20 protein-coding genes are annotated in these 17359 nt (G+C 34.0%); 13 read left to right on the plus strand and 7 right to left on the minus strand.

What is annotated here, in order from left to right; all coding sequences use genetic code 11:
• Positions 1 to 461: 461 nt before the first annotated feature.
• Positions 462 to 1001, plus strand: a complete 540-nt coding sequence (locus BZARG_RS10400; RefSeq protein WP_008638207.1) for a sigma-70 family RNA polymerase sigma factor — start codon at positions 462 to 464, stop codon at positions 999 to 1001.
• Between the two features lie 115 nt (positions 1002 to 1116).
• Entirely contained in the window at positions 1117 to 1728 is a 612-nt protein-coding gene (locus BZARG_RS10405; protein ID WP_008638180.1) for a DEAD/DEAH box helicase, read from the plus strand.
• Positions 1729 to 1732: 4 nt separating this feature from the next.
• On the opposite strand, the gene BZARG_RS10410 is transcribed toward BZARG_RS10405, so the two are convergent.
• Positions 1733 to 2128, minus strand: coding sequence for a hypothetical protein (locus tag BZARG_RS10410; protein ID WP_040288503.1), 396 nt, complete (start codon positions 2126 to 2128; stop codon positions 1733 to 1735).
• A gap of 117 nt (positions 2129 to 2245) precedes the next feature.
• Here BZARG_RS10410 and BZARG_RS10415 point away from each other — a divergent pair, with 117 nt between their 5' ends.
• The gene (locus tag BZARG_RS10415) at positions 2246 to 2689 is read left to right on the plus strand and encodes an Lrp/AsnC family transcriptional regulator (protein WP_008638203.1); all 444 of its coding nucleotides are present in this window, start codon (positions 2246 to 2248) and stop codon (positions 2687 to 2689) included.
• 327 nt (positions 2690 to 3016) lie between these two features.
• On the opposite strand, the gene BZARG_RS10420 is transcribed toward BZARG_RS10415, so the two are convergent.
• Complete coding sequence (locus BZARG_RS10420) at positions 3017 to 4234, minus strand: MDR family MFS transporter (RefSeq protein WP_008638151.1); 1218 nt, start codon at positions 4232 to 4234, stop codon at positions 3017 to 3019.
• 236 nt (positions 4235 to 4470) lie between these two features.
• Between BZARG_RS10420 and BZARG_RS10425 the strand changes: the two genes are divergently transcribed.
• A complete protein-coding gene (locus tag BZARG_RS10425; RefSeq protein ID WP_008638142.1) occupies positions 4471 to 5076 on the plus strand; it encodes a DUF1684 domain-containing protein in 606 nt (201 codons plus the stop codon).
• Between the two features lie 5 nt (positions 5077 to 5081).
• Here BZARG_RS10425 and crcB read toward each other — a convergent pair whose 3' ends face one another.
• Both crcB and BZARG_RS10435 read right to left on the minus strand, forming a co-directional pair.
• Positions 5082 to 5447 (minus strand): fluoride efflux transporter CrcB, encoded by a 366-nt coding sequence (gene crcB / locus BZARG_RS10430; protein WP_008638200.1) that lies wholly within the window; start codon positions 5445 to 5447, stop codon positions 5082 to 5084.
• A gap of 7 nt (positions 5448 to 5454) precedes the next feature.
• Positions 5455 to 6474, minus strand: coding sequence for an SRPBCC family protein (locus tag BZARG_RS10435; RefSeq protein ID WP_008638195.1), 1020 nt, complete (start codon positions 6472 to 6474; stop codon positions 5455 to 5457).
• Positions 6475 to 6572: 98 nt separating this feature from the next.
• Here BZARG_RS10435 and BZARG_RS10440 point away from each other — a divergent pair, with 98 nt between their 5' ends.
• Positions 6573 to 8618, plus strand: coding sequence for a dipeptidyl-peptidase 3 family protein (locus BZARG_RS10440; protein WP_040288504.1), 2046 nt, complete (start codon positions 6573 to 6575; stop codon positions 8616 to 8618).
• A 96-nt stretch (positions 8619 to 8714) separates the two neighbouring features.
• On the opposite strand, the gene BZARG_RS10445 is transcribed toward BZARG_RS10440, so the two are convergent.
• Positions 8715 to 8900 carry a hypothetical protein gene (locus BZARG_RS10445; RefSeq protein ID WP_008638160.1) on the minus strand — a complete coding sequence of 62 codons (186 nt, stop codon included), beginning with the start codon at positions 8898 to 8900 and terminating at the stop codon, positions 8715 to 8717.
• 163 nt (positions 8901 to 9063) lie between these two features.
• Between BZARG_RS10445 and BZARG_RS10450 the strand changes: the two genes are divergently transcribed.
• Positions 9064 to 9453 carry a pyrophosphohydrolase domain-containing protein gene (locus tag BZARG_RS10450; RefSeq protein WP_008638219.1) on the plus strand — a complete coding sequence of 130 codons (390 nt, stop codon included), beginning with the start codon at positions 9064 to 9066 and terminating at the stop codon, positions 9451 to 9453.
• A 42-nt stretch (positions 9454 to 9495) separates the two neighbouring features.
• Here BZARG_RS10450 and BZARG_RS10455 read toward each other — a convergent pair whose 3' ends face one another.
• Positions 9496 to 10566 carry a branched-chain amino acid aminotransferase gene (locus tag BZARG_RS10455; protein WP_008638212.1) on the minus strand — a complete coding sequence of 357 codons (1071 nt, stop codon included), beginning with the start codon at positions 10564 to 10566 and terminating at the stop codon, positions 9496 to 9498.
• A gap of 113 nt (positions 10567 to 10679) precedes the next feature.
• Here BZARG_RS10455 and BZARG_RS10460 point away from each other — a divergent pair, with 113 nt between their 5' ends.
• From BZARG_RS10460 to BZARG_RS10475, 4 genes are all read left to right on the plus strand, one after another.
• Positions 10680 to 11186: a DUF4920 domain-containing protein gene (locus BZARG_RS10460; RefSeq protein WP_008638132.1), complete on the plus strand. Its 507-nt coding sequence runs from the start codon at positions 10680 to 10682 to the stop codon at positions 11184 to 11186.
• Positions 11186 to 11632: a hypothetical protein gene (locus tag BZARG_RS10465; protein ID WP_008638190.1), complete on the plus strand. Its 447-nt coding sequence runs from the start codon at positions 11186 to 11188 to the stop codon at positions 11630 to 11632. The genes BZARG_RS10460 and BZARG_RS10465 overlap by 1 nt, the downstream gene beginning before the upstream one ends.
• 2 nt (positions 11633 to 11634) lie before the next feature.
• On the plus strand, positions 11635 to 12321 hold the full coding sequence (mnmD, locus tag BZARG_RS10470) for a tRNA (5-methylaminomethyl-2-thiouridine)(34)-methyltransferase MnmD (protein ID WP_008638143.1): 687 nt from the start codon (positions 11635 to 11637) through the stop codon (positions 12319 to 12321).
• Positions 12322 to 12703: 382 nt separating this feature from the next.
• Positions 12704 to 13609, plus strand: a complete 906-nt coding sequence (locus tag BZARG_RS10475) for a TIGR01777 family oxidoreductase (protein ID WP_008638216.1) — start codon at positions 12704 to 12706, stop codon at positions 13607 to 13609.
• A 49-nt stretch (positions 13610 to 13658) separates the two neighbouring features.
• Here the strand turns inward: BZARG_RS10475 and BZARG_RS10480 are convergent, their stop codons facing one another.
• Positions 13659 to 14312 carry a YceI family protein gene (locus tag BZARG_RS10480; protein ID WP_008638218.1) on the minus strand — a complete coding sequence of 218 codons (654 nt, stop codon included), beginning with the start codon at positions 14310 to 14312 and terminating at the stop codon, positions 13659 to 13661.
• Between the two features lie 160 nt (positions 14313 to 14472).
• Here BZARG_RS10480 and BZARG_RS10485 point away from each other — a divergent pair, with 160 nt between their 5' ends.
• From BZARG_RS10485 to BZARG_RS10495, 3 genes are all read left to right on the plus strand, one after another.
• Positions 14473 to 15015, plus strand: a complete 543-nt coding sequence (locus BZARG_RS10485) for a nucleotide exchange factor GrpE (RefSeq protein ID WP_008638198.1) — start codon at positions 14473 to 14475, stop codon at positions 15013 to 15015.
• A 2-nt stretch (positions 15016 to 15017) separates the two neighbouring features.
• The gene (gene dnaJ, locus BZARG_RS10490; RefSeq protein WP_008638193.1) at positions 15018 to 16139 is read left to right on the plus strand and encodes a molecular chaperone DnaJ; all 1122 of its coding nucleotides are present in this window, start codon (positions 15018 to 15020) and stop codon (positions 16137 to 16139) included.
• 291 nt (positions 16140 to 16430) lie between these two features.
• Positions 16431 to 17357: an ABC transporter ATP-binding protein gene (locus BZARG_RS10495; RefSeq protein WP_008638149.1), complete on the plus strand. Its 927-nt coding sequence runs from the start codon at positions 16431 to 16433 to the stop codon at positions 17355 to 17357.
• Positions 17358 to 17359: the final 2 nt, after the last annotated feature.

Here is a 17359-nt window from a genome sequence, read left to right on the forward strand (position 1 = left end):
TACTACTACTACGTACTCTACTCTCTCTCTCTCTCTCTCTCTCTCTCTCTCTCTCTCTCTCTCTCTCTCTCTCTCTCTCTCTCTCTCTCTCTCTCTTTAAAGGGGTAATTGCTGGGTGAGTTGATAAATTTAATAATTAAGGAGTTTACTTTAGTAGGCCAGAATTAACGATAAGGTTTCGTGAAAGTTCTATGTGAAATATGCAGTTTAAAAATAAACACAACATTTTGCATCTTTTTACAATCTCTTCCGTCTATTATATGAACTTAAAACCCATATATTATGAAAAATAAAGAATGTACTTGTAACTGCTCAAGTTGTAAAAGTGGTAATTGCGCAGGATGTACTTGCGAAAATTGTACTTGTAGTAATTGCAACTGTTAAGTTATATTAAAATAGTATTTAAGCAGAACCGATTTAGTATTTTTATGCTAAAGCAGTTCTGCTTTTATAAATAGAAGATGACGACACAAGAAATTTGGAACATCTACGCGGAAGCTATTAAACATTTTATTTTAAGTAAGGTTAAAGAACCGGCCGTTGCGGATGATTTGCTTCAGGAAACATTTATAAAAGTGCACACTAAAAAGGATACACTTAAAAATGATGACAAGCTAAAACCTTGGTTATTTACTGTTGCGCGGTATACGGTTATGGATTATTTCCGAGAGCAAAATATTATAAATCAGCTTCCTGAAACCGATGTCATAGAAGATAATATTAAACACGAGCATACCGAGTATGATTGTTTGCGTGTTATTATAAAGAGTTTACCCCAAAAGTACAGAGACCCTTTGTTTTTAGCTGATATACAAGGATTGAAACAGTCAGATATAGCCGTGAAACTAAACTTACCGCTTCCTACTGTAAAATCGCAAATACAACGTGCCAGAAAATTAATTACACAAGGTTTTATGGATTGTTGCGATTTAACCTTAAATGATTCTGGTTATTTAGTGGGTGAAATTAAGGATAAAAAGGATTGTAAAGTTTGTCACTAAAGAATACGATCTTGAAAGCTATTTTTTTTTAAATTAAAAATCCTCCAAAATCTCAATTCATATTTTAGTCGTAAGTTTGTGGCATTAAATATCGTATAAAAAGCCAAATACTTCTATGTCCTTTAAAAAATTCCATCCATTACTAAAAGAAGCTTTACAAGATCAAAATATGGAGGCGCCATTACCTTTTCAAAAAGAAATTTTACCGAAATTAAAAGGTGGGATGGATGTGTACGGTGTTGCTCCAGAAGGCTCTGGGAAAACAACGGCACTTATATTGGCAATCGTTCATAAGTTGAAAGCAGAAGCTTTTGAAGATTCTCCCCGTGCTCTTATTATGGTTAAGGATAAAGAGGCTGCATTGCATTTAAAAGATCAGTTTGAGATGTTTACTAATGAAACTGATTTGCGTGTTTATTGCGCATATGATGAATATGATTTAGAAAAACAAAAGAATGAAATTTATGTGGGTGTGGATATCGTTATTGCGACGCCAAAGCGTTTGAATAAATTGTATTTTTTAAATGGTATTCATTTAGGGCAATTACAAATATTCGCTATGGAGGATGCCGAATTCTTAATGCGTAACAATTATCAGAATGATGTGCTGCGTGTTGTAGATAGTTTAAAGAAATGCCAATATGTAATTCTAACTGAAAAAATGTCACCTAAATTAAAAAGTCTTCAAGAAAACATGATGAGCAATGCACATATTGTTAAAGTATAAAATCTTACAGTGTCAAGTGCCAAGTGCGTTGTAATTGTTTAAATTTCTTTAATTCAGAACGTAATAATGGTAAGTAATCTTTGCCATTACTACTGCACTTTTCTAAACGCTTAATATTTTTATTTAGTAAATAAGTTAGACGCTTTACAGAAGCAATGTGTTTGTGTTTTTTTTCCGAATAACGCGCTTCTTCTGCTTTTGCAATTTCCGGAGCTAGTGACACGGATTGCTGAACAATATCTCCCGAAAAGTAAATAAAATCATTCTCTGAATTATCTGATTTCAAGTTAGATAAATCCTGATGAAGATAGGCTGAAATGCTTCGTGTAAGCATAAGAATATCCATAGCCTTTTGATATAGAGGTGAATGGAATAAGCTTGATGAGATATGGGTGATCATAATACAATAGCAATTTTATCAAAATTAGTGACAAGTTCACACAATCCTCTTTTGATATTAAAGTAAAAACGTATATTTGATTTAACAATCGACTTATTATCGTAATTTTACCTTAAAATGAGTATAGATAACCTAAACTGGAAAATATTGGAGTGTTTGCAACAGAATGCACGCATGTCAAACGCTGAAATTGGTCGACAAGTTGGTGTTAGTTCACCAGCAGTTTCCGAGCGAATAAAAAAAATGGAAGATTGTGGAATTATTCAACATTACCATACTACTGTTTCTCCTTTTGAAGCAGGTTACCAATTAAAAGCTTTAATTACCATTCGCGCTTTTATGGGAATGCTAAAACCATTCCTAGAAAAAGTGAAAACCTATGATGAGGTTATTAATTGTTATAGAATTACGGGGAATGAAAATATTGTAATGGAGGTTGTTTTAAAAAACCAGAAGCATTTGGAGACATTTATAGATCAGTTAATTGTTTATGGAGAAACAAAAACGCAGATTGTATTATCGCATGTTATAAAACATAACCCGGTAAAACCTTTAAAGTAGAATTGCAAATCATTAGCATTAAATGGTTTGTCGTCGTTTGGGTCCTGGTCATCCATTTTAATATCGTAAAACATCGATTCTCCAGACGTGCGTGCAATTTTAGCAGGAGTTTTCAATGCGTTTTCCGAAAATAATCCAAATTACTCGGTATCATTTCCGCTTTAAATTCATGTTGAAATTCTTTTTTTAAACCGCCCTTCTAAGATGTTTAACCAGATTCTGGATTTTCATGGTTTTCACAAAAAGCGGTAATTTTTCCCATTCTTGATCCATAAAATTAATCGTTTTAATATTACATACGTTTTATAAATTGAGTAATTGAAAATTTCATAAAATTTTAACGGCTTTATTTTTATTTAAATAGCGCATTAAAATCCAGAGTAGACCAATACAAACAATGGCTAAAAGCGTCATAAAATACCAGGTATTTTCAAAACCTAATGAATCAGCCATGTGCATGCCAGCATTATGACCAAAGATATGAGCAATGGAGAATGCTATGCTATAAAGCGCCATATATTCGCCTTGATTTCCTCGTTTAGCGCGTTCCATAGCAAACGCATTGGAAAATGGAAAGGTAATCATTTCACCAATCGTCATAAAAAGCATACCGATTAATAAAATGCCAATCCAAGGCGTTAAATTCAAAACAACGAAACTAATACCTATAACTATGGCGCCAAAAATCATTAAAGTAGTTTGACTGAAGCCCGAATTTTCCAACCATTTTATGAGTGGCATTTCAAAAATAAAAATAAAGGCGCCATTAAGCCCTAACAACATACCTATTTCCAGCTCTGTTAAATTATGAATATCCTTATAATAAAGCGGCATCGTAGAAAAGTATTGTAAGAAAATAATCCCAAACATGGTCATAGCAGCAAGAAAAATTAAAAAAGCTTTGTCTTTATAAGCAGATTCAGGGTTATCATTAATAATGTTGTCTTGGGTTTTTGCCTTTTTAGGATGTAAAACGTTAATCATTAATAGTGTTGCTAGAATACACGAAATTCCATCAATCCAAAACAAACCTGCGTAACTCATGGTCGTAATAATAATTCCGCCAATGGCTGGGCCTGCCGAAAACCCCAAATTTATGGCTAAACGAATTAGCGTAATAGAACGGGTTTTATTTTCAGTTTTGCTGTAAGCGCTTAACGCCACAAACATGGCTGGCCGGAACATATCTGCCACTAACATGACAAAAAATATGCCTAAACATATACTAGAAAATGTGTGTAAAAACTGCAGTCCAATAAATAGTATTCCTGTTAAAAGTAAACTACGAACCATGACTTTATAATAACCAATTTTGTCGGTTAGTTTGCCGCCTAGCCAAGAACCACATACGGAACCTAAACCAAAAGCAGACATGACCCAGCCCACTTGACCCAGAGTCAAGTTTAAATCCGTTGTTAGATACAAGGATAGAAATGGGATTACCATTGTACCTGCGCGATTGATTAATGTAATCAAGGCTAGCCACCAAATTTCGGGTGATAATCCGCGAAAAGAATTAATATAACTGTTGTAGAGTCTTTTCATTTAGAAATTTCAGTGTTTTATAAAACAAAAAACTCCGACATATTGGTCGGAGCTTAATGTATAGATTTTGTTTAATAATAATTAATGTCATATACACGGTATCCAACTCATCAATGATGAGATTGTTGGCTTCCTATATGTTGAGACTCTAATCTTCATGATTTTATAATTTTAGCATTCAAACTTACACAAAATATGAATATGTTGTATTTTTGAAATTAATTTAAATTTTATTCATGAAAAATTTACTTGCTTTTTTACTGCTTTTTTCAATAGTTAGTTGTGCCCAGAAAAAGGAGCCTATTCTAGGAGAAACAGATTGGCAAAGGGAACAAAATGCTGATTTTAAAGATGCGAGCAAATCGCCTTTAAAAGCGAAGGATCGTAAAGGTTTTAAAACGCTAGATTTCTTTGACGTAGATTCGACATATGTTGTAAATGCAACCTTGAAGCGGACACCAGGATCCGAATGGTTTTTAATGCAAACCACAACCGACCGTGTCAGTAATGAGCGGATTTTTGGATATATTATATTTGAATTAAAAGGGAAAACTTATGAGCTAGCCGTGTATCAAGGTCAAGATTTAATGAAGCAGGAAGGTTTTGAGGATTATTTGTTTTTACCATTTATGGATAATACTAATGGCGAAACAACTTATGCGGGTGGTCGTTATTTAGATCTTCGAATTCCTGAAAACGATATCTTGACAGTAGATTTTAACAAAGCCTATAACCCATATTGCGCCTACGATGCCAAGTACTCTTGTCCGATTGTTCCCCGCAATAATCATTTATATGTAGAGGTGGAAGCAGGGGTGAAGGACTTTAAGAAAACGGAGTGATTAATTTACTTTATTAGAAAAATCCCGAGGAAAACGGCTAGAAATCCAAGGACAAAACTTGCAATTGTGTAAATGGCGAAGCTCATAAAATCTCCTGATTTGAGAAATAAATGATTTTCATAGGCAAACGTTGAAAAGGTGGTAAAACCGCCGCAAAAACCAGTTGCAAGTAAGGCCATATGATTTTCAGATAACGAATTATTTTTGGCAGCTAGTCCCAAGAGGATTCCTATAAGGAGGCTGCCTAAAATATTCGCTAAAAAAGTACCGTAGGGAATACCTGTTTCTGGGTTATTTAAAAATTTCCCCACCAAAAACCGTAGTGCACTTCCAAATCCACCGCCAATAAATACTAATAGGACTTGTCTCATTTAAGCATTAGTTAATCGCAATATAAATTTCAGTGATCCAATTGGCTGGATTTGGTTTTTGACTAGGATCCGTTAAATAAACTTCTAACATAGGACCTGTTTCTGTTGCTTCCATATTATATTGATTAATATAATTATAGCCAGCATCTCTTGCTTCTCGCAAATTTGAATAGTTTCCTTTTAAGGTTGTTTTTATAGCTCTAAAAGGTTCAAATTGTCCAGTTAAAATATCGCTTTGCGTGGTTACTGTTTGTGTAGAAGTTGGAATGCAGCATGAAAACATCACCGCATTATTAGCTTCATCCCATTTATGATAAGTAATAAATGGAGAGCCCGCCATACTGATGTTATTTTTTATAGCATAATCTTTTACACCTGGCATTACTTTATTAATCGTAGTTTGTATATCAGAAATTTTACTAGATGTTGTAGTATAAATATAATAGCCGCCACCGTGTTGTGCAATACCATCAACTTTAATGGAATAGACTTCCATGGCTGTTATGACATCTCCATTTAATTTTTCTAAACCACGTTCAAGATCAGGGCCAATCATTTTTTCGTGACCACCGTGAATAAGCGCATTAGCTTTTTCAAAAAACGATAATTTATCAGTCGAAACCGTCCAAGATACCTCTGTGTCAGTAGCGTTATTTTGATTGAACTCCCAATTTGCTTGGGCTGTTTCAATTTTATCAAATTGCAATTCCTGATTTATAGATTGGAAAGGTACAGTAGAAAGGGTTTTTATAGAGCCTGAATGATTATTGCTTTTCCATGTGTAAAAAGCACCAATGTTAGAAGTGGAATCTGCTAAATCAAGTTTAGTTTCCGAATCTTTCTCTAACCAAGGGAGCCAAGATTCCATTTTTTTCACATCGATAATATGATTGTATATAACTTGCGATGGTGCAGCAACTGTTCGTGTTCGAGTAACCTTGAAGTCGTTTGGTTGCACTGCTATATATACGGATACACCAATGGTTATAATGAGTAAAATGAATAGAATATATTTAAGTGTTTTCATGTTTGATTTGGTTATAAATCAAAGGTAAACAATTTTATGCGTTAATAATTAATGTTACATTTGTCAATTACTAAAAAAAACATTAAACATATAAAAATATGAAACTTAAACTTATAATGGGTATGGCCTTGATGGCTCCATTGTTTTATTCATGCAATGATAACAAATCGGAAAACAAAGCAGAAATAGTAGAAACTGAAATCAAAGTTGAAACAGACTTTGATCATAATGTGGAGCAGTTTGCAGACATTAAAATTTTGCGTTACCAAATTCCAGGTTGGGATAACTTAACACTTAAAGAGCAAAAACTAGTTTATTATTTAGGACAGGCAGGATTGGCTGGACGAGATATTATTTGGGATCAGAACTATCGTTATAATTTAACGATTAGAAAAGCGTTAGAAAATGTTTACACTACCTATTCTGGAGATAAATCTTCAGCAGATTGGAAAGCTTTTGAAACGTATTTAAAGCGTGTTTGGTTTAGCGGCGGTATTCACCATCATTATTCTAATGCTAAAATGAAGCCAGAATTTTCAAAAGACTATTTAGTTGAAATTTTAGCTGAAACCGAGACGGATTTGACCGGAGACCCTTTAGATGTCATATTTAACGATAAGGATTCTAAAAAAGTTGATCAAACTAAAGACGCTGATAATGCTTTGTTATCGGCCGTTAATTTTTATGGTCCAGAGGTAACCAATGCAGATGTAGAAGCATTTTATAAAAGTAAAAAATCGCCAGATGCTAAAAAGCCCTTATCTTTTGGCTTAAACTCTAAATTAGTTAAAGAAGGTGATAAAATTGTAGAAAAAGTTTATAAATCTGGTGGATTATATGGTGAAGCAATTGATAAGATAATTCCTTGGCTAGAGAAGGCGCAAACCGTTGCTGAGAATAAAGCCCAAGGTGATGCGATTGCCTTATTAATTGAATATTATAAAACAGGTGACTTACAAACTTGGGATGATTATAATGTAGCTTGGACATCAGCCACAGAGGGAAATATTGATTATATAAACGGATTTATAGAGGTTTATAATGACCCATTAGGTTACACAGGAAGTTTTGAAACTATTGTACAGATTACCGATTTTGATATGTCGGAAAAAATGTCTGTTTTATCTGAAAATGCGCAATGGTTTGAAGATAATTCGCCGTTAATGGAAGATCATAAAAAGAAAAATGTAGTTGGCGTATCTTACAAAGTAGTAAATGTTGCTGCTGAAGCTGGAGATGCATCACCAAGCACACCAATTGGTGTTAACTTACCAAATGCTAACTGGATTCGTGCGGCAGTAGGATCTAAATCTGTTTCTTTAGGAAACATTATCAATGCTTACAATAACGCTGGAAGCACAGGTCGTTTGCAAGAGTTTGCACATGATGCTGATGAAATTAAATTAGAAGAAAAGTATGGTCAGGTAGCTGATAAATTACATACAGCTTTACACGAAGTAGTTGGTCATGCTTCTGGACAATTAAATCCAGGTATTGGCGAAACTAAAGAAACACTTAAAACGTATGCTTCTACTTTAGAAGAAGGTCGTGCGGATTTAGTAGGGCTTTACTATTTATATAATTCAAAAATACAGGAGCTAGGATTGGTGGACGATTGGAAGTCTCTTGGTATGGCAGCTTATGACGGTTATATTAGAAATGGTTTAATGACGCAATTAATTCGTTTAAATTTAGGCGATGATGTAGAAGAATCTCATATGCGAAACAGACAATGGGTAAGTGCTTGGGTTTATGAAAAAGGAAAGGAAGCCAATGTTATTGAAAAAATTAAACGTGACGGGAAAACGTATTTTAACATTACTGATTATGATAAGTTACACGATTTATTCGGACAATTATTACGTGAAACACAACGTATTAAATCTGAAGGAGATTATGCAGCCGTTCAAGCTTTAGTAGAAGATTACGGCGTTAAAGTTGATCAAGATGTTCATGCTGAAGTTTTAAAGCGTAACGAACAATTTAAAGCAGCACCTTACAGTGGTTTTGTTAATCCAGTTTTGGTTCCAGAAATGGATGAAAATGGTGAAATAACTAAAATTAAAGTAGTACAACCAGAGTCTTTTACGAAGCAAATGTTGGACTATAGTGCTAATTATAATTTCTTGCCAGAAGTTAATTAATTAGAATTGGTAAGAATAGAAAAAGCCTCAACGTAATTGCGTTGAGGCTTTTTTATTTGTATTGCTTTTTATTGAAAAACTCTTAAATAATATTGTTTATTGAAACAACCACTTAATAGAAACGATAAACATAACGAAACAAATAAAGGCGACTAGAACCCAAGCCGTTCCTTTATAATGTACTTTATGAAGTGCTAAATCTTTTCTATAGGTATAAACTAGAACCCCAATAAAAACGATTGCAAATAATATTCCAAAAACTATTTGTTTTGTACTAAACATCAGATTAAATTTTTGCAAATTTACGAAAACAAACTCATTTTTAGTCTCTTTTGTTCAGTTGAAATAATTTTAAGCTGGGTTAAGAGATAAATAGTAAATTGTTGAATTGAGGTTTATAAAAGTTCAATTCAACAATAATTAAAACTAAAAAAAACTTACAAAAATGAAAAATAAAATAGAAGCGGTTAAAGCATTTCATACGGCGTTTAAAATTGGTCATCTTGAATCACCAAGAGCCGATTTAGGAACTGATAAAAACGTGTTACGTTATAAATTAATGCGTGAGGAAAATGAAGAATACCTAGAAGCTGCAGCCAATAACGATTTAGTAGAAGTAGCAGATGCCTTGGGCGATATGCTTTATATTCTATGCGGTACAATTATTGAGCACGGTATGCAACATAAGATTGAAGCGGTGTTTAATGAAATTCAACGCAGCAATATGAGTAAATTAGGACTTGATGGCGAGCCTATTTATCGTGAAGACGGTAAAGTTTTAAAAGGACCAAATTATTTTCAACCTGATATTAAAACTATTTTAAACGAAAAATAAAAAAAAGCAGCCAATTGGCTGCTTTTTTAATAGTTCTAAACTTTATTTAATTTCATAACGCCATCCATATTTATCTACGGACTGGTTTTGTTGAATATTAACTAATTTCTTTTTTAATAAATCAGCATAAGCATTTTCCATATCTGGAATTTCAAAAACTTCGTTACCATGTTCAAATGCTGAAATAGCACTAATAACAGCAGCAGTTCCAGTGCCAAAAATCTCTTTTAAGCTGCCATTTCTTGAAGCTTCTTTGATTTCACTTACTTTAACACGACGAACTTCAACCGGAATATTATTATCTTCAGCTAACTGAATAATACTTTTTCTAGTAATACCATCCAAGATACGATCGCTTATAGGCGCGGTAACTAGTGTATCATTAATTCTGAAAAAGATGTTCATTGTGCCAGCTTCTTCTAAATACTCATGCGTATTCGCGTCCGTCCAAATAACTTGTTGGTAACCTTTTTGCTGCGCTAAACGCGTTGGGTAAAACTGTGCAGCATAATTCCCAGCAGCTTTAGCAAAACCAACGCCGCCATTGGCAGACCGGCTGTATTCTTCAGCAAAAATAACACGAACTTTATCGGTGTAATACGCCTTTGCTGGCGAACAAATAATCATAAAACGATACGCTTCAGCAGGAGCTGCAGAAATAGCGGGTTCTATAGCAAAAACAAAAGGTCTAATGTATAAGGAGTTGCCATCACCTGATTTAATCCAATCTTTATCCATTTCTATTAAGGTGGTTAAACCTTTCATGAAATAATCTTTTGGGAATTCCGGAATCGCTAAACGGGCCGCAGAAATATTAATTCGTCTATGGTTATCTTCAGGACGAAACAAAAAGGCATTTCCATCCGTGTCTTTATAAGCTTTCATACCCTCAAATACGGCTTGACCATAATGTAAAACACGCGCAGAAGGTTCAATTGTCATGGCTTGATAAGGAACAATTTTAGGTTGTTGCCATTCATCATCTATAAAATCACAATAAAACATGTGATCAGTAAACTTTCGTCCAAAATCGAGTTTATCAAAGTCCACATCATGAATTTTTGTATTTTCCACTTTTTCTATATCGATTTCGCACTGTTTTTGATCTATCATGTTTTTATATTCTTTATTCTTGCGAAAGTACTCAATTTTAGACGTATAAAAAACTTAAAATTTACTTAAAAAAACCGTATATTTGACATTCAAATTTTTAAAAAACGCTTATAATGAAAAATTTAATTCTAGCTTTAAGCCTTGTTTTTATTGCTGTTTCATGTAAAGACAATGATAAAACTACCGAGGTTTTAAGAGTGGAGACTAACGATATAGCTTACGCGTCTTTTGGTGAAGAGATTCAATCTGAAAATGCTTTGAATGTTTCGGAAATTAGAGAAAAGTACCAAAACATGAAAACTGGTGACACTTTACAGACTAAAGTCATTGGGAAAGTAAATAGCGTATGTCAGTCTAAAGGTTGTTGGATGCGTTTAGGTTTAGATAACGACCAAGAAGTCATGGTGAAATTTAAAGACTACGGATTCTTTATGCCTAAAAACATAGCAGATAAAGAAGTTATAATTAATGGTAAAGCCTATATAACTGAAGTTTCTGTGGCCGAGCAACGTCATTATGCAGAAGATGCTGGTAAAACAGCAGAAGAAATTGCTGCTATTACGGAAACGGAACGTACGTTGTCGTTTGAAGCAGATGGTGTATTGCTAATTGAAGAATAATGAAAGGAATTTTAAGCTGTTTCAGCATGCTTTTTTTATTTATCAGTTGTAACAATACTGAAGAAAAAGTAATTCTTGAAAATTCAAAAAAGGGAAAAATAGTTTATGATATGTATGAGCCTTCAGAAATGGCTAATCTCATGAACCAAATGTATGCCTATAATGAGGGAGTTAAGAAAACTATCATTGCAGGCGAAGACATAGAGGGCTTTCCTTTAGATTTCTTAAAAATCCACTCGGCTGAATTGTCTGATTTTAAAAAGCGAAACCAAACTTTTGAAAGTTTTTCTAAACTTTTTATTGAGGCCGAAAGGGAACTTTATAATCCCGAGTCAGATTTGTCGGAAACTGACAGATTTAATAACGTGGTTAATTTGTGTATTTCCTGTCACCAAACCGAATGTACTGGACCAATTCCTCGTATTCGAAAATTATTAATTAAGTAGTTTTGAAGCGACATATTATTACTACGGCGGACGGTTCTAAAACCATTCAGATAAATGATTGGGATGAACAATACCATTCCATTCATGGTGCTATTCAAGAGGCGAATCATGTTTTTATAAAAACAGGGTTTGATAAGGTTGTTGCTAATTCAAATCCCAGTGATTTAGCCATACTAGAAATTGGATTTGGTACAGGTTTAAATGCCATCATCACATTATTAAAAGCGGAAAAAGAGGGAATTAAGGTCGATTATGTTGGTGTGGAAGCCTATCCTGTTTTAGCTTCAGAAATTAGCCAGTTAAATTACACCGAACTTTTAGGAGCATTGGCGGAAGCGCATTATAAGGTTATCCACGAGACTCCTTGGGAAGCAAAGTCTGTTATTACACCGTTATTCTCATTAACAAAGCAAGAGAAAAAGTTTCAGGAAATTTCAGATGTTAATCAATTTAATCTTATTTATTTTGATGCTTTTGGCGCTCGTGTTCAGCCGGAATTATGGACCGAAGGTATTTTTAAGAAAATGTATGAAGCCTTAAAACCAAATGGTATATTGGTTACCTATTCAGCAAAAGGGAGTGTGCGTCGTGCTATGCAAGCTGTTGGTTTCTTTGTGGAACGCTTACCTGGGCCTCCAGGCAAACGTGAAATGTTGAGGGCAACGAAAATATTCAACGTAACACAGTGAGTTAAATGTTGAGGGCAACGAAAATATTCAACGTAACACAGTGAGTTAAATGTTGAGGGCAACGAAAATATTCAACGTAACACAGTGAGTTAAATGCTTTAGACAAAAGCGCAAAAATATTCAATATATTGTATGCGTTAAATCTATTAATCAAGACTCCCAAAATTCAAAAGTTACTACTTACCTCAATTTTTTTGTCTATATATGCAATTACCCTATTCTTTGCGTTATTATTGAGTAACCTTATAAGCAAGCCTGCCTTCAAAATAGATTAATTGTTTATAGTTTATATTAAATCTAATCTTTCGTTAAATCTGTTAAAGCTTCATTAAAAGCTATAGCTATCAGTGCTCTAATACGTATCTTTAAATAAAAATAGTGCATGAAAGTATTAATTACAGGAGCTACGGGCTTAATAGGTAAGGCTATCGTTAAAAAATGTCATGAACAAAATATAACGGTTCATTATCTTACTACTTCCAAAGAAAAAATCGAACAACAAGATAACTACAAAGGATTTTATTGGAACCCTACCGCCAATAAAATTGATGTGGCTTGCTTGGATGGTGTGGAATCTATAATTAATCTCGCAGGTGCCACTATTGCAAACCGATGGACAGCAAGCTATAAAAATGTAATTGTAAATAGTAGGCTTAATACACTTCAGTTAATTAAAGAAACGCTTCAAAATAATAAACATGGTGTTAAGCATGTTATTTCTGCAAGTGCTATTGGTGTTTACCCAGACTCATTAACTAACTATTATGACGAAGAAACATCAATGGTTTCTACCAGCTTTTTAGGAGAAGTAGTCGAGCAGTGGGAAGCCATGACAGATACATTTAAGGAGTTAGATGTGTTGGTATCCAAGGTTCGAATTGGTTTAGTCCTGGATGGGGAAGAGGGCGCTTTACCTCAAATAGTGAAGCCAGTTAAGTTTAATGCTGGTGCGCCTTTTGGAAGTGGCAATCAGTGGCAGTCCTGGATTCATATTAATGATTTGGCCGGCATTTTTGTTTACGTATTAACCCAAGAAATTGATGGTGTAATTAATGGCGTAGCACCAAACCCAGTTACTAATACTGAACTGACGAAAACCGTGGCATGTGTTCTAGACAAAAAACTCATTTTACCAAATATACCCAAAGGCTTCATGAAATTGGTATTAGGGGAAATGCATATATTATTATTTGAAAGCCAACGGGTGAGTAGTAAAAAAATAGAAGAAGCAGGATTCCAGTTCGAGTATGTACATTTAAAACCTGCACTTCAAAATTTATTGACATAAAAAAATCCGCAACTTTCGTAGCGGATTTTAAATAGTTTTACAACTTTAATTATGCTTTGTTAGCCGTAATTGTAATCTGTAACTCCATATCATCGTTGATGAATTTATCACCTAAATCGTCAAAGAATGATTTTGAACCATACTTCACATTCCATTTAGAACGATCCACAGTAAAAGTTTCACTTGTAATAGTTAAAGAGTCATTATTTTCTTTAACATTTACTGGAATAGAAATGTTGTTTTCTACATCTTTCATTTTAAGATTCCCTGAAAGCATAGTTTTTCCATTTTCAGTTTTAAAGCCTGTTACTTCAAAAGCTGATGCTGGAAAAGCTTCAACATCAAAGAAATCTGGGCTCTTTAAGTGACCAGTTAATTTTCCATGATCTTCAGTATCCTCTGCAAGATCTGTTACGTACAATGATTTCATATCAATTAAAAAGCTTCCACTTTCAATTGCTTCATCATTCGTAGTAAATACACCACTTTCTAATTTAATAGTTCCTGTGTGAGAACCGGTTGGCTTAAAGCCTTTCCACATAATAGTTGATGCCTCTGTATCAACTACGTATTTTGTTGAAACTTCTGTTACTTCAGCTGCTTGTTCTACTTCTGTAGTTTCAGCTTCTTGTGCTTTATCTTTACAGTTTGTAAATGTTAAAGCTAATGCTAGCGTTAATATTGTTAAAAAACGAGTTTTCATTGTTATAAATTTATTTTAGTGTTAATGCGCAAAAATAGTGATTTCAAACGTGATAATGTCACAAAATAATGTTTAATTATTTTGTGACATTTTGACACTTTATTTATAATGGCAGCACTTTTGCCCTCCATTAAAAGTATTTTAAAAATAGAGGTACAAGATGAGCAAAAAAGATAAAAACGACGCTACTGCTAACGAGCAGTTGGACGAGCAAATAAAAGATACTACGGAAGAATCTACCGAAGATACCCGAACTGTGGAAGAACAGTTGCAAGATTCATTGGCACACGAAAAAGATAAATTTTTGCGCCTGTTTGCAGAATTTGAAAATTATAAAAGACGTACAGCTAAAGAACGTATTGATTTATTCAAAACAGCAAGTCAGGACGTCATGTCGGCTTTATTGCCAATTTTGGATGATTTTGATCGTGCATACCATGAGATTTCTAAAACCGATGAAAAGGATTTATTAAAAGGTGTGGAGCTAATTAAAAATAAGTTGAATTATACGCTTGAAAATAAAGGTTTAGAACTTATTGATTTACAAGCTGGCGACGATTTTAATGCAGACCTCCATGAAGCAATTACGCAAGTACCAGCGCCCAATGACGCATTAAAGGGTAAAATTATTGATGTGATAGAAAAAGGGTATAAGCTTGGTGATAAGATAATAAGATTTCCAAAAGTAGTTATAGGACAATAAATATGGCAAAACAAGATTATTACGATATATTAAAAATTGATAAAAGTGCCAGTGCGACTGAAATTAAAAAGGCGTACCGTAAAAAGGCAATAAAATTTCATCCTGATAAAAATCCTGATAATAGTGAAGCAGAAAGCAAATTTAAAGAGGCAGCTGAAGCTTACGAAATTTTAAGCAACCCTGATAAAAAAGCGAGATACGATCAGTATGGTCATCAAGCCTTTGATGGTAATGGTGGTTTTAGTGGTGGCAATATGAATATGGATGACATATTCAGTCAGTTTGGCGATATTTTCGGAGGTGGTTTCGGCGGCGGCGGCGGATTTTCTGGATTTGGCGGCGGTGGCGGTCAACGTCGTATTAAAGGAACCAACATGCGAATTCGTGTAAAACTTACACTCGAAGAAATTGCTAACGGTGTAGAGAAAAAAGTTAAAGTTAGACGTAAAGTTCAAGCGCCTGGAACCAGCTATAAAACTTGTGATGCCTGTAATGGAGCTGGACAAGTTATGCGTGTTACTAACACTATATTAGGTAGAATGCAAACCGCTACTACGTGTACATCTTGTGGTGGTGCTGGACAAATTATAGATAAAAAACCGAATGAAGCTGATGCACAAGGTATGCTTGTGAAGGAGGAAACGGTTTCCATTAAAATACCAGCAGGTGTTGTAGATGGTATGCAGTTAAAAGTTACTGGAAAAGGAAACGAAGCGCCAGGTAATGGTGTTTCTGGTGATTTATTAGTGGCTATTGAAGAAGAACCACATGCAAAACTACAGCGTGAAGGCGATAATTTACATTATGATTTATATGTAAGTCTTCCGGATGCTGTTTTAGGTTCATCCAAAGAAATAGATACTGTTACTGGAAAAGTGCGTATTAAAATTGAAACAGGTGTGCAGTCAGGTAAGATTTTAAGATTACGAGGTAAGGGAATTCCATCTATAAATGGATATGGAAGAGGTGATTTATTAGTTCATGTAAATGTGTGGACACCAAAAACACTTAATAAACAACAGAAAGAGTTTTTTGAATCTATGAAAGATGATGAGCATTTTGAGCCTAAACCTGAAATAGGTGATAAATCCTTTTTTGAAAAAGTAAAGGATATGTTTTCATAAAACATAATATACTGTAATATAAATCCGCTTTTAAGGCGGATTTATTGTTTTAGGCATAAAGTTAATTCCCCTCTTACTGTTATAGTTAAGGAAATTTTACTATATTTGGTTTGTTACTATGTTAAATAGTAACAATTTTTCTTTTTCATAGCAATTTTTTCCCATCCTTAAGCGTGAGTTTTAGGATGGGTTTTGTTTTTAAGGCAATTGTAGATTTTCTTTTTATAAATTTCGCATAACAGGGTTACATTTAATATATTTACGGTAATCACACTTAATTAACTATCAGATATGGGTAACTTATTAGAGGCGCACAACGTTTCTAAAAAATTTGGGAATTATACCGCATTAAACAATGTGTCTATTGCAGTTCCACAAGGCAGTATTTTTGGGCTTTTAGGTCCAAATGGTGCTGGTAAAACAACACTTATTCGCGTTATTAATCAAATTACCATGCCGGATTCTGGACATGTAATTTTAGATAACGAACCTTTACAAAATCATCATGTCAGAGATATTGGCTACTTGCCAGAAGAACGCGGTTTGTACAAATCTATGAAGGTAGGCGAGCAGGCTTTGTATTTAGCACAGCTTAAAGGGTTGAGTAAAAGTGAAGCCAAAAAACGCTTAAAGTATTGGTTTGAAAGACTAGAAATGGGCGATTGGTGGAATAAGAAAATCCAGGAGCTTTCTAAAGGAATGGCTCAAAAGGTACAGTTTATAGTTACGGTTTTACACGAGCCAAAATTATTGATTTTTGACGAGCCTTTCTCTGGATTCGATCCAATCAATGCCATTCTAATTAAAGATGAAATTTTAAGACTTCGAGATGAAGGTGCAACAGTTATTTTTTCCACACACCGTATGGAATCTGTTGAAGAACTGTGTGATCATATAGCATTAATACACAAATCGAATAAAATTTTAGATGGTAAATTAGATGATATAAAAAGAGAATTTAAAACCAATACTTTCGAAATTGGTATTCGTGCAACTAATAAAAAAGTATTAGAACAAGAGTTAGCGGACAAATTTACAGTTACGCCAACTAGTTTTAAAACCTTAGGGAATGAATTGAAGCGCAATATAAAATTAGCAGAGCATCAATCTCCTAACGAATTATTGAGTTTTTTAACCAGTAGAGGAGAAGTTTCTCATTTCGTAGAACTCATACCAAGTGCTAACGATATTTTTATTCAAGCCGTAAAGAGCAATTAATT

Origin of the sequence: Bizionia argentinensis JUB59 (assembly GCF_000224335.1) — a bacterium.
In the GTDB taxonomy this organism is placed as follows: domain Bacteria; phylum Bacteroidota; class Bacteroidia; order Flavobacteriales; family Flavobacteriaceae; genus Algorimicrobium; species Algorimicrobium argentinense.